Here is an 11,622-nt window from a genome sequence, read left to right on the forward strand (position 1 = left end):
AATAAATGGTTATTTATCCATGCAATTTGTAAAAAAAGTGAGAAAATCCTATGAAAGCCACTGTTTATGCACTTGTTGATGAGCTCCATCAAATTTGTGAATTGAAAAATATTACTATAAGTACGGCAGAATCTTGTACTGGTGGACTGGTTTCGAGCAATATTACTGAAAAAAGTGGCGTGTCGAGTTGGTTTTTAGGTGGCGTTGTCAGTTATGCAAATCAGTGTAAACAAAATATATTAAAGGTCAGCGCTGAGAATTTAGACACATTTGGCGCAGTAAGTGAGCCAGTGGCATTGCAAATGGCACAAGGAGCGAATAGGGTAACGGGTTCAGATTTTAGTGTGGCTTTAACAGGCATTGCTGGACCAGAAGGCGGCAGTATTGATAAACCCGTTGGCACCGTTTGGATTGCATGGGCGAAACATAATCAAGCAAAAGCAGAGTGTTTTTTGTTTGAAGGTGATCGCAATGCCGTTCGAGAGCAAGCAGTAATGCAGGCTCTTAAAGGATTGATAAAAATAATTAAAAAATAACTTGCAACCTGAACAATCACACACAATAATACTGATTATACATACAGTAAATTAATTATTTAAACAGGACTAAACTATGGACGCGAATCGCGATAAGGCATTAGCTGCCGCACTTTCTCAAATTGAACGCCAATTCGGTAAAGGCTCAGTGATGCGCCTAGGTGACGAAGATCGCGCTCCTATTCCAGCAATTTCAACAGGTTCGTTAGGATTAGACATTGCATTAGGCATAGGTGGCTTACCTAAAGGGCGTATCGTTGAAATTTATGGCCCTGAATCTTCAGGTAAAACCACATTAACATTGCAAGTCATTGCAGAATGCCAAAAAGCAGGCGGCACCTGTGCCTTCGTTGATGCGGAGCATGCATTAGATCCGTCGTATGCTGAAAAATTAGGCGTTAACGTTTCAGATCTTTTAATTTCACAGCCAGACACTGGTGAGCAAGCATTAGAGATTGCAGACATGTTAGTACGTTCAAACGCGGTCGATGTTTTGATTATTGACTCGGTTGCCGCGTTAACACCTAAAGCTGAAATTGAAGGCGATATGGGCGATCATCACGTTGGTTTGCAAGCGCGTTTAATGTCTCAAGCATTACGTAAAATGACAGGTAACGTGAAAAGCTCTAACTGTTTAGTGATTTTCATTAACCAAATCCGTATGAAAATTGGTGTAATGTTCGGCAGCCCAGAAACAACTTCAGGCGGCAATGCCTTAAAATTCTACGCATCGGTACGTTTAGATATTCGTCGTACTGGCCAAATCAAAAATGGTGACGAAGTAGTGGGTAACGAAACCCGAGTGAAGGTAGTGAAAAACAAAGTATCTCCTCCATTTAAACAAGCAGAATTCCAAATTATTTATGGTGAAGGTATTTACCATATGGGAGAGGTAATTGATTTAGGTGTGAAACTTGAGTTGATCGATAAAGCTGGCGCATGGTACAGCTACAAAGGTGACAAGATCGGTCAAGGTAAAGCAAACGCTGCGAAATACATTGAAGACCGTCCTGAAATGGCTAAAGAGATCGAAGATCAAATTCGAGCTCATTACATGCCAAGCAAAGAAGTCTTGGAAGCGGCAAAAGTGGCAGAAGAAGCAGACAAAGCAGCAAGAATCGAAGCGGCGGCAACGCCTAAAGACTCCAAACCTGCTAAACCTGCTAAAAAAAGCACGCCTGCTGAATAATTTAAAGTCCGCAAACAATTAACCGCTTAGCCTTCTCATGCTAAGTGGTTTGTAAATACTTAATTAAAAGGCGTCTCTTAACAAATTAGAGAAACCTAACCCTTTACGAGCTGCCAGTCTTGCTGGCATGGCAGTTCTTTTTACTTATGGCAAAACTCTCCCCTTACAATTATTGCTTATACTTATTGGGCAACCGTGAACACTCAGTTCATCAAATTCGTCAAAAGTTAATAGCGCGTGAAGTCGACGACGCTGAAATTTTAAGATGCATCGAAAAACTCCAGACACACAAATTACAAAGCGATGAACGCTTTTGCGAATCCATGATTCGATACCACAGTAACCAGTTAAAAGGCGAGCAGTGGATCAAACATTCCCTAAAACAAGCAGGCGTGAGTGGCGATCAAATTGAAAATGCATTTTATGAATCTGAAGTAAATTGGTTCAATGTGCTGGAAGCATTAATCAATAAAAAATACGGCGAAACGCCGGCCGTTGATTTTAAAGACATGCAAAAAAGGAAAAGATATTTGGTAGGGAAGGGATTTGGTTATGGGCTGATTGATGAGGTTTTGGGTAGGTAAATGTTAGATAAAACGCCTTCCAATAATAATCAATAATACAAGCCAAATTAGTGATCTTATCTTTGTTTACAGCCTTAAATCATCAAAGTGATAATCGCTACAAGCTCTTGTAAATATTTGTAATGTAAATCGATCACTCAATTCAAATCATTAAAGTAAAATAAGTAACAGCCGATATGGATGATATATATAGTGGCTATAAAATATGAATATCAACACCAGTATGAGTTATGAGTCAACTCAGCTTAATAATAAAAAGATACCCCCGGATATTAACGCGTTTGATGGCAGTGTGTTTGAAGATATTGATAAGCTGACGTCTACAAAAGAAGGTGTTAGTTCAAATATATCTTCAAAAGCACAGTTTCTTTTTAACCTTCAATCACATGCGCATACCTTAAATTCAAGTGAGCGTGAAAATTTTGCAAATGCAATGGAGGATGTAGGTAGTGAGTTGTTCGAAAGGGACTTTATTGATGTTATAAGAACGCCCAGTGCTAGCTCGCAATTGAATTTAAGTGGTTTAGCAGTATCAATTGAAGCTCAAAAAGGGATTGATTTTGGAATCGTCGAAAATGATGAAAAAGTAGAAGTGCTAATGACTGGCAAAATTACACCCTATCATCAATCTGCAAAGAGCGCGGGTTATGATATTCCGTTAAGAGGCAATTTAATCGACGATCTTGAACAATTATCCACACAAACAGAATCTGAATTATCTAAACAAGACAGTCTTACTTTAAAAGTTGCATTTGAAGGTGCGATTTCAGGGGCAACCAATCAACAAGCCGATTGGTATAGTATTTTAGATACACATCATAAATTTGAAAAAGCGAGTATGGCGATTGATGGTTTAGAAATTAGTGAAGAGCTTGGGACGAAATACACATCGTTATTGGCTGAAATAAAATCCGCAACCTACGCCATATCTCAGCAAAGAATTGATGAAAGTGAGCAGAATTTATTGACTGGTGTGCAATTTAAAGAAGAGGGGAAAGAAGGAATTGAAATGATGAAACAAGGGATTGAATTATCAAAACAATATGGTGAATATTTATCTAAAAATGGAGGACTTCTCGAAGGTTCTGAACATAAATATAAAAGCTTATTGCGCGAGTCTTCATTTATTGAATCCCCCTCATCCGATATGTTAACGGGAACAATGGACTGGCTAAAAGAAGATGATCAAATATTCCAAGAAGTTAGTATCGATCAAGGTTGGACTAAAAATACAAATAAAATAATAAATAACGAAGCCCGTAATTTTAATTATGAACAATCAACTATTGCGTCAAATCAATTCATTAATGCGATTAACTCTTATATTCAAGTATCAAAAGAGGTTTGATCAAGCCTATAAGTTTTATCACTGTCTTTTATATTTATTGTTAACAAAAAAACACGGCATGTTAATTTTGGGTGTTTGCTTGTGATATTGGTTGTCTGTTTATTGTAATAAGCGCATCATTTTATTATCAAACACTAAGCTAATTTCGATTCTCATTTTTTTAATCAACAAAGCTGTTTGAATTACAATTTTTTACAAAAAAATAATCCTTCTTTTTACGCACTTATAAAGCAAGTGACTGTCATAAAACAGACACACCAATAGCGAGTTTAATTGAATCGGACTTATTAAAAAAAGTACTATTTATGGATTTAAAATTTGTAAAGAAATGTTTCAAAACCAGCAAGCCAAAAAAACTCGTCTACACTTAATTTAAACACCAATTCAGATTAAATTTATGAGCTTAGCCTTACACTCAAATGTGATTATGAACCAATCACAGATCAACCCACTGCAGCCGATACGTGCTATCAGCTCGGGTGATCGTGTGACTGGCAATCCCGAAAAAGCAGCTCAAATCGGTGTGACGACTTCGTTATCTACTCAGGCAAGTGCATTATCGCAAAAGGCTGAAAACGCTGGTAACTCAGTTTCTATGTTGCAAGTTCAAAGTGGTGGATTGAGTCAAATTCAAGAGCAAATGCAACAATTTCGAGAGCTGACTGTGCAGTCAGGAAATGGCGCATTAAATGAAAAAGATCAAGAAGCGTTAGGTGCGCAAAAACAAGCTGTGTTAGAAACCATTAACCAAATCAAAGAAAGTACACAATTTAATGGAAAGTCGTTATTAAAAGATGGTTTTAATATAGATAAAAACTCATTTGAAGGGGTGGGTGCTTCAACGGGTTCATTAAATGTAAATAGCACTTTAGAAGAAATTGACGAAAGTATGCAGGGTATTTCTGAATTACAAAGCCAAAGTGGTGCGGTCAGTAACGGATTACAGTCACAGATTAATCAATTTTCAGACAGTGCTATCTCTCATCAATCAAGCGTGTCCAGAATCAAAGATGCCGACATAGCACAAGAAGTGTCGGCGCTTAGTCAAAGTAATCTTAAAGAAGATATTGGCATTGCCATTCAATCAATCAAAATGAACCAAAATACTGCATTAAACCTATTAATGCCTCGCTAAATCTCTGCTCAGCTTTACTCATATCATTATATTCATAACGGGTAACTCAGTATTAAAATCAGTAAATTAAACATCCTATTTGAATTCTACTTAAAAGCCGTCTATTTTTAACTCTTAATTAATGCTTAAGGAAATAAGGCATGTCACTTAGTGTTGTGCATTCGCGTGCAAAAGTTGGGGTACAGGCGCCTATAGTTACCGTTGAGGTGCATCTATCTAATGGATTGCCATCAATGAGTATTGTTGGATTACCAGAGGCAGCGGTTAAAGAAAGTAAAGACCGAGTGCGAAGTGCGATTATGAATTCACATTTCGAATTTCCAGATGGAAGAATTACAGTGAATTTGGCCCCTGCAGATTTACCAAAAGAAGGGGGGCGCTTTGATTTGGCCATAGCAATCGGAATTTTGGCAGCAAGTGAGCAGATTCCAAAAGACGCTTTGAATGAATATGAATTTTTAGGTGAACTTGCTTTAACTGGTGATATTCGTTGCATTTTAGGTGGGCTAACCGCATCCATCGCCAGTCAAAAAGATAATCGCCAACTGATTTTACCAGTAGAAAACGCCCAAGAAGCAAGCTTACCCAAACAAGCAACAGTATACGCAGCAAAAAGTTTATTAGCAGTCTGTGCACACTTAACTGGACATACAAAATTAGATCAATATCAGCACGACTACTCAAAAGATCCTATTTCAAAATCATTATGCCTAAGCGATGTGAAAGGGCAATTCGGAGCAAAGCGCGCTTTAGAAGTAGCAGCGGCGGGAGCGCATAATCTTCTGTATTTTGGTCCGCCAGGTACAGGTAAAACATTATTATCAAATCGCTTAGCATCTATTTTGCCGCCACCTACAGAGGAGGAGGCCTTAGAGATTGCTGCTATTCAATCTATTGTGGGCTTGCCATTGAATTGGCAATCGAGGCCGTTTAGGGCGCCGCACCATACCTCATCTGCTGTGGCGCTAGTGGGAGGCGGTTCTTATCCAAAACCTGGCGAGATCACCCTAGCCCATAATGGGGTGTTGTTTTTAGATGAATTACCTGAATTCAGTCGCCAAGTCCTTGATGTATTAAGGGAGCCCTTAGAGTCGGGTTCGGTTTTAATTTCAAGAGCGGCTAAACAAATGGTGTTCCCGGCTCAGTTTCAATTAATCGCGGCGATGAATCCAACGCCAGGCGGTTATGGTGCAAGTGACTCAAGAACAAAACGATATCACCCAGATCAAATCAAACGGTATTTAGCCAAGTTATCAGGGCCTTTTTTAGACCGAATTGATATGCACGTAGAAGTACCTGCGTTACCAAATGAGATCCTAAGCTCAAGCGAGATAAGTGAAAGCAGTGCAGACGTGATGTTACGCACACAACAAGCAAGGCAGAGGCAGTATCAAAGACAGCAAAAATCGAACGCTAAATTATCAAACAAAGAGATAGAGAAATTTTGTATATTAGAGGCAGATCAAAAGCTGTTAATGAGTCAGGCTATGAAGCAAATGAAATTATCAGCACGTTCGTACCATCGAATATTAAAGGTGGCTAGAACAGTAGCGGATATGAAGGAGTTAGAGAAAATTGATAGCGCTTGCTTAAGCGAAGCGCTGGGGTATCGCCAGCTAGAACAATTGCTGGCGAATATTAGTTAATTGTGACTATTTAAGTGCTATTTGTTTTCTTTGTTCTTGCGCTCTTGTTTTCTAAGTTTGGCTTTGTCAAAAATAGTTTTTAAATTTGAATATTTATCCGCCGTGTATTCATAGCTATTTTTTAAGCGAGATAATGCAATGGTTAATTTGTAAACTTCGTTTTTAGAATCGTCATTCATGTGATTAGAGTTTAATTCAGAAGGCTGCCCTTTTGAAACGGCATCAGCCACTTTAGCAAGGCTATTAATTGGTTTTAAAATCAGCATCCAAACAAACCAAAGCACCAAGCAAAAAGATAAAACAACAAGTGATATTTCAAAAATTGAGTCACGTAAAACACTCACCAAGCGTGTTGAAAATGATTCAGTTTGAAGCTCAACACTGATTACGCCTGCCAAATCCCCTGTTTGAAAGCCAAACCCGTCATGTCGATTTGGAAAGTTAATAACAGATGCTGGAGCGTCTTCAGGCCGGCCATGGCAGCGAATGCAGCCTGCTTTGTGATAAACAGGTTTGGCATAACGGTATTTACCATTAACCATTTTAAAATATTCTGGCTCAGAATCTGCATTTTGTGAAGAAATTGAAATTATGGCCTCAGACTCGAATGAATCTGGCTTGTTTTTAGGGTTCATGTAGTTTTCAGATGTCATTCTGAAGGTTGCAGGAGAATTAGATTGAGCAATTTGCTCGGAATATTCACGAGTAGCAAGAGCCGGATTCTTAGAATACATTTCCACAGGTTCTTGTGTAGTTGCATCTAATAGGCTGCGATGACCTAAATATGATCGATCATTGGTTACCCATACACCACCATTAGAGTTTACCCAAGCGCTAAATGACTCAACATTATTAACAACAATACGGGCTTGAGTACGTAACTCTTCTTCATATACATCTTTAAATATTGAAAAATATGCAAATCCATTTAAAAGAAGCATAATTAAAAGTACGAAAATAAAGCGAATTCGAAAGGAAATATTATTTAGCATTATAGGGTCCCTAGCTAAATTTCAAAATTGCATTCACATCATTATTGAATGCTTTGATTTGAGATTTATTTGTGAGTTGAGATGACAGCATTGTTGAATAGGAGAACAAGCTTGAAGGGCGTATTTTACCACGAGTTGTGAGTAGTTCCCATTGTTCGGCGCAGATTTGCTCGCCAGCAGGTCCCATATAATTGATAAATGAGGTATCAATTTTTTGTTTCAATTGTTTAACAATCGGTAAAATTTGCTGTGGCGCCATATAAAAACCAAAAAATAAGGAAAAACTAAAACTGGATTGTACCAGTTTTGTTCATACTGCCAAAATTAAATGGGAAATTACTTGAGTTAATAAGCAATATCTATCTAAATTCATCCATTGCGTTAGGGAAATTGTACCAAAATACGCTTCCGTGATTGAGTATAGATGAAAATATTGAGCATCGAAATGGTTCGTCTTCAATAATGCAGGTCGAATTCTCAATTTTAAGGTTAGATAAACTCACGCTTGCTTCAGGGTAAGGTTTTAACGCTTGCGATTCGAAGTATTCAATATCATCAAAAAACCCAATCGATGTTTCTTGGGCATGACAGGTCCTGCAGGCTGAACCGCCACTTGTTAATCGAATGTGATCATATGGGGTTCCATAATTTATTTCTTGAGTTACTGGGAATAAAATTTCTGCCTTAATTGATCGTGTGTCAGATGTTAACAAACTTAGTTCAAGTGGATGCTGCTCATCTTCCACAGCCAAAGCTGGGTCCCTATCTTGGTCTGGAACCGCAGAAAGTAATAATTGAGTATTATAAATATTGATAAATATTCTAGGGCTACGCGCCCCTATTGCAGGTTGAGCACTTATTCCGTTTCTGGTGGCGTTTATTTTTAAAGGTCTAGTAAGGGATTCTAAAAAGCAGGCAAGTGTTACTGGTTTAGGCATGGCATTTATCCAATCGACCGTACTTTCAATATCGGTTAACAGTAAGCCTTCTGGTGCTGAACATGGATTTTTTTGGGAGGAGAAGTAAACATATTTATCTTCCCAGTTTAAAATGCCATCATTATCGATATCTTCGTCTGAATTATCACCAATCAAATCGCCATCAAAATCCGACCATTCGGTGTCATCTAATGCAAACGCATCTTCTTCATCAATTACACCATCATTATCGTCGTCTGCGTCAGCATTATTGCCGATACCATCCAAGTCTGTATCAAGCCATTCATCTGAGTTATTAGGAAACGCATCAGCACTATCCAGATATCCATCTTTGTCAGAATCATTTAAGTCATCGACAATTTCAAGACAGCTTGGAAGTGTAAAAGTAAAAATAATACAAAATAATAATATACGCATATTGATCGACCGGTGACCGTTGGAAGTTGTTTGTGATCAAATTATACAAGATTGAGATTTTAAAAAGGTTAAATTGAGTTACTCATGGATGGGTAGAAACGCCAAGTTTTGTTTGAAAAAGAGAACTACTTGGCTTTTTTTTATTTATTACTGATCTTCCAGAATTGAGTCGACTTCATCGTAGCCGAAGTGTTTTCTTCCTATTTTAATATAGCTTGGTCGTTGATTCTGCTTGATAAAATTTAGCATGACGTCTTTATTTTCAGGAAATGTTTTAGAAAAATCACCAAGTCTATTTAGCATTGCAGCCTTAATTGTTTTATTAAATTTCTTGTCCAAATTAGTGATTAACCATTGGTTATGAATCAATGTTTCTTTTAATCGGCGAATAGCTTCTGCTCTATCACTTGTATTCATATCAAGCCAGTCAGTCTTCTCTTTATCAGTTGATATTGAAGTCGATAAATCTTTACTGGTATGGATGTCTTTGAGTAGATTTAATTTAAATGTATTAAATCTTTTGGATGTTTGATCGTTTTCTCCTAATCCATTTCTCTCTCTTATGTCTATTATTTCCAAGACACCTTGCTCGGTAATTAATTTATTATTAATAGCAATTATTAACACTCTAGTAGTAAGTGAAAATATTTGTTCAGTTCGTTGGTTTATTGTTTTTATATTCTCATTTAATGGAATGATTTTGAATGATTCAAAAAGTCTGGCGAACAAAATTTCTAGTTGTTGTTTGGTATAGTTTTTATGATATGCATTAATGCTACTTATGTAGTGTGCGAAATATCTAATGTCATTGAAATGATCCTCAAAATTAGAGCTGTTTTCTAGGAATGTTTTAGCTAGGTTTGGATCGTTATAGGACGGTAGAACTACAAAGTCAAGGCCTAACATGGCTGGTTTATCTAAGAATGGGTTTTCGTAATTTGGTTCTTGGGCATATAAGTTTGTAAATATAAGAAGTGAAAAGATGAAAAATGAAAGTTTCATTGTTAGTCCTCAAAGTTGAGGTTGAAAGTTTATATTGTTTTTTGTTAAGTAAAAAGAAAACCCTGTGTTTTTGTATAAATAACAGGGTTTTATAATTATTTTTCTAAATTAGAAAATTCTTGCTCCATCTTAAATTTATTAGACGTCACATATCGCTCCATTTCTTCGATGCGGCGTTTGGCTTTTTTAATTCTAAGTCGAGTGCGATCAATTCTTACTTTTGAACTTTCTTTTTTACTGAATACGGTTTTAGGTCGATAATCTCGAATGCTTTCATCATATTCAACTTTAACGTCATAAGGTGTGTCGTCTTCTTGTGGCCTTGGTGAAATAAGCATACAGGCTAAAATGTAACCACAAACTGCTGGGAAAAAACCAGTAAAAAATAAAGCGATAACAAATAAAACACGCATGACACTATGATCAATACCGAAATGATCGCCTATGCCTGAACAGACCCCAGCGATAATTTTATTCTTTTTGTTCCGGTATAAATTGATGCCATATCCACTCATAGAATTTTTTTTGTGCTGAGAATATTCTCGTTTGATGTCATTGGCATTCTTAAAATTATTGCATTTATTCTCATGATGAGTGCGTTTATGTCTATGATGCATCAGAGTCTCCTCGGTGTTCTTTTTGTGCTCTCCAATTTTTATGAGAGTCATCTAAAATACTTTCGAGCGTTTCTATTCTATCTAATAAATCATCGACTGATTCCAGCACTTCATCCATACGTAAACGATCATCTTCATCAATGCCAGATATCAATTTATTTTTATGGGTGTAATAGGTGCCAAGAATTGTTGGAACCACGACAACCATAAAAATGATTGCTAATACAAATATTTGCCAGCTCATAGGATAACCTTATTTTTCTTTTTCAGATTGTAACTGTTGCTTTAATGCTTCCAGTTCACTGTTTATTTTTTCATCTTTTTCAAGATCTTCAAATTGTGAAGACAAATCAGAGTCACTGTTGATGTCATAAGATTCTAGCTCACCTTCAAGTTGGTCAATGCGACGCTCAAAACGATCCAGTTTATCAAATGCATTATTTACAGCATTTTTATGTGATTGTCGTTTTACTTTAACACGATTTTCCACTGTTTTATGGCGCATTTGAAGTGTTTTTTGTTTGGCTCTTGCGTCATTGATTTTTAATTGAAGCTGATCAATTTCATCAGTTAAATGCGCTAAGTGCTCATCTAAATTGTCAAAGTCTGCTTGACTGATAGCAACCTCATCAAGCAAAGCTTGTTTTTCAGCTAACGCGCCACGGGCTAAATCTTCACGATTTTTGCTAATTGCTAATTTTGCTTTTTCGCCCCATTGCGCCGCTTCATCTTGTAGGCGAATTAAGCGACGCGATGCTGTTTTTTTATCAGCAATCACTTTAGCTGATGATGATCTGACTTCAATTAATGTTTCTTCCATTTCTTGAATGATCAAGCGAATCATCTTTTTTGGATCTTCTGCCTTATCAAGTAAAGCGGTTAGATTGGAATTTACAATGTCTGTTAAGCGAGAAAAAATACCCATATTCTAATACTCCTATCGAGCGACGTTAAAAAATTTATGTAATGCCTGTTTAACCATGACAATAACGAAAACGAATCCAGCAATCGTGCCGATCATCGCAATAAGGCCAAATGCCCATAAAGCAATCACTACACCCACAATGGTGAACATGATGCTTGTGAAAAGGTTGGGTTTGTTATCCATGACGAACTCTCTTAGTTAATAAATTATATTTTCTATATAGCGAATGCTGTGCCAACTTTGTAAGTTATTGAATTATAAGGTTTTTATTGTGTTTATGGTGGTTTATTGAT

The 11,622-nt window shown here is 37.0% G+C and carries 14 protein-coding genes; 6 read left to right on the forward strand and 8 right to left on the reverse strand.

The features are described from left to right. Positions 1 to 50: 50 nt before the first annotated feature. The 6 genes from TYM08_RS01065 (at position 51) to TYM08_RS01090 (ending at position 6,438) form a co-directional block, all read left to right on the forward strand. Positions 51 to 536, forward strand: a complete 486-nt coding sequence (locus TYM08_RS01065; RefSeq protein WP_422381125.1) for a CinA family protein — start codon at positions 51 to 53, stop codon at positions 534 to 536. A gap of 76 nt (positions 537 to 612) precedes the next feature. Continuing rightward, on the forward strand, positions 613 to 1,725 hold the full coding sequence (gene recA, locus TYM08_RS01070) for a recombinase RecA (protein ID WP_422381126.1): 1,113 nt from the start codon (positions 613 to 615) through the stop codon (positions 1,723 to 1,725). A 146-nt stretch (positions 1,726 to 1,871) separates the two neighbouring features. Further along, positions 1,872 to 2,309: a regulatory protein RecX gene (locus TYM08_RS01075; protein ID WP_422381127.1), complete on the forward strand. Its 438-nt coding sequence runs from the start codon at positions 1,872 to 1,874 to the stop codon at positions 2,307 to 2,309. Positions 2,310 to 2,514: 205 nt separating this feature from the next. Beyond that, positions 2,515 to 3,657, forward strand: a complete 1,143-nt coding sequence (locus TYM08_RS01080; RefSeq protein WP_422381128.1) for a hypothetical protein — start codon at positions 2,515 to 2,517, stop codon at positions 3,655 to 3,657. A 397-nt stretch (positions 3,658 to 4,054) separates the two neighbouring features. After that, positions 4,055 to 4,792, forward strand: coding sequence for a flagellin (locus TYM08_RS01085; protein WP_422381129.1), 738 nt, complete (start codon positions 4,055 to 4,057; stop codon positions 4,790 to 4,792). Between the two features lie 140 nt (positions 4,793 to 4,932). After that, the gene (locus TYM08_RS01090) at positions 4,933 to 6,438 is read left to right on the forward strand and encodes a YifB family Mg chelatase-like AAA ATPase (protein ID WP_422381130.1); all 1,506 of its coding nucleotides are present in this window, start codon (positions 4,933 to 4,935) and stop codon (positions 6,436 to 6,438) included. A gap of 17 nt (positions 6,439 to 6,455) precedes the next feature. On the opposite strand, the gene TYM08_RS01095 is transcribed toward TYM08_RS01090, so the two are convergent. The 8 genes from TYM08_RS01095 to TYM08_RS01130 form a co-directional block, all read right to left on the reverse strand. Continuing rightward, positions 6,456 to 7,430 carry a Tll0287-like domain-containing protein gene (locus TYM08_RS01095; RefSeq protein WP_422381131.1) on the reverse strand — a complete coding sequence of 325 codons (975 nt, stop codon included), beginning with the start codon at positions 7,428 to 7,430 and terminating at the stop codon, positions 6,456 to 6,458. Positions 7,431 to 7,440: 10 nt separating this feature from the next. Then, the gene (locus tag TYM08_RS01100) at positions 7,441 to 7,689 is read right to left on the reverse strand and encodes a hypothetical protein (RefSeq protein WP_422381132.1); all 249 of its coding nucleotides are present in this window, start codon (positions 7,687 to 7,689) and stop codon (positions 7,441 to 7,443) included. 100 nt (positions 7,690 to 7,789) lie between these two features. Next, positions 7,790 to 8,785: a hypothetical protein gene (locus TYM08_RS01105; protein WP_422381133.1), complete on the reverse strand. Its 996-nt coding sequence runs from the start codon at positions 8,783 to 8,785 to the stop codon at positions 7,790 to 7,792. Positions 8,786 to 8,932: 147 nt separating this feature from the next. Beyond that, the gene (locus TYM08_RS01110) at positions 8,933 to 9,787 is read right to left on the reverse strand and encodes a hypothetical protein (protein WP_422381134.1); all 855 of its coding nucleotides are present in this window, start codon (positions 9,785 to 9,787) and stop codon (positions 8,933 to 8,935) included. A gap of 95 nt (positions 9,788 to 9,882) precedes the next feature. Then, a complete protein-coding gene (locus TYM08_RS01115) occupies positions 9,883 to 10,404 on the reverse strand; it encodes a PspC domain-containing protein (RefSeq protein WP_422381135.1) in 522 nt (173 codons plus the stop codon). After that, positions 10,394 to 10,648, reverse strand: coding sequence for an envelope stress response membrane protein PspB (gene pspB, locus TYM08_RS01120; protein WP_422381136.1), 255 nt, complete (start codon positions 10,646 to 10,648; stop codon positions 10,394 to 10,396). The genes TYM08_RS01115 and pspB overlap by 11 nt, the downstream gene beginning before the upstream one ends. A gap of 9 nt (positions 10,649 to 10,657) precedes the next feature. Next, a complete protein-coding gene (pspA, locus tag TYM08_RS01125; RefSeq protein ID WP_422381137.1) occupies positions 10,658 to 11,329 on the reverse strand; it encodes a phage shock protein PspA in 672 nt (223 codons plus the stop codon). A 12-nt stretch (positions 11,330 to 11,341) separates the two neighbouring features. Then, positions 11,342 to 11,512 carry a hypothetical protein gene (locus tag TYM08_RS01130; RefSeq protein WP_422381138.1) on the reverse strand — a complete coding sequence of 57 codons (171 nt, stop codon included), beginning with the start codon at positions 11,510 to 11,512 and terminating at the stop codon, positions 11,342 to 11,344. Positions 11,513 to 11,622 lie beyond the last annotated feature (110 nt).

Source organism: Marinicellulosiphila megalodicopiae, assembly GCF_045862395.1.
GTDB classification, from domain to species: domain Bacteria; phylum Pseudomonadota; class Gammaproteobacteria; order Pseudomonadales; family Natronospirillaceae; genus Marinicellulosiphila; species Marinicellulosiphila megalodicopiae.

What these genes read in the sequence shown, in the direction of transcription:
- TYM08_RS01080 (WP_422381128.1), top strand. Translation starts at nt 2,515, where the DNA reads ATGAATATCAACACCAGTATGAGTTATGAGTCAACTCAGCTTAATAAT.
- recA (WP_422381126.1), top strand. Translation starts at nt 613, where the DNA reads ATGGACGCGAATCGCGATAAGGCATTAGCTGCCGCACTTTCTCAAATT.
- TYM08_RS01075 (WP_422381127.1), top strand. Translation starts at nt 1,872, where the DNA reads ATGGCAAAACTCTCCCCTTACAATTATTGCTTATACTTATTGGGCAAC.
- TYM08_RS01100 (WP_422381132.1), bottom strand. Translation starts at nt 7,689, where the DNA reads ATGGCGCCACAGCAAATTTTACCGATTGTTAAACAATTGAAACAAAAA.
- TYM08_RS01110 (WP_422381134.1), bottom strand. Translation starts at nt 9,787, where the DNA reads ATGAAACTTTCATTTTTCATCTTTTCACTTCTTATATTTACAAACTTA.
- TYM08_RS01115 (WP_422381135.1), bottom strand. Translation starts at nt 10,404, where the DNA reads ATGCATCATAGACATAAACGCACTCATCATGAGAATAAATGCAATAAT.
- TYM08_RS01065 (WP_422381125.1), top strand. Translation starts at nt 51, where the DNA reads ATGAAAGCCACTGTTTATGCACTTGTTGATGAGCTCCATCAAATTTGT.
- TYM08_RS01095 (WP_422381131.1), bottom strand. Translation starts at nt 7,430, where the DNA reads ATGCTAAATAATATTTCCTTTCGAATTCGCTTTATTTTCGTACTTTTA.
- TYM08_RS01090 (WP_422381130.1), top strand. Translation starts at nt 4,933, where the DNA reads ATGTCACTTAGTGTTGTGCATTCGCGTGCAAAAGTTGGGGTACAGGCG.
- TYM08_RS01130 (WP_422381138.1), bottom strand. Translation starts at nt 11,512, where the DNA reads ATGGATAACAAACCCAACCTTTTCACAAGCATCATGTTCACCATTGTG.
- TYM08_RS01105 (WP_422381133.1), bottom strand. Translation starts at nt 8,785, where the DNA reads ATGCGTATATTATTATTTTGTATTATTTTTACTTTTACACTTCCAAGC.
- pspA (WP_422381137.1), bottom strand. Translation starts at nt 11,329, where the DNA reads ATGGGTATTTTTTCTCGCTTAACAGACATTGTAAATTCCAATCTAACC.
- pspB (WP_422381136.1), bottom strand. Translation starts at nt 10,648, where the DNA reads ATGAGCTGGCAAATATTTGTATTAGCAATCATTTTTATGGTTGTCGTG.
- TYM08_RS01085 (WP_422381129.1), top strand. Translation starts at nt 4,055, where the DNA reads ATGAGCTTAGCCTTACACTCAAATGTGATTATGAACCAATCACAGATC.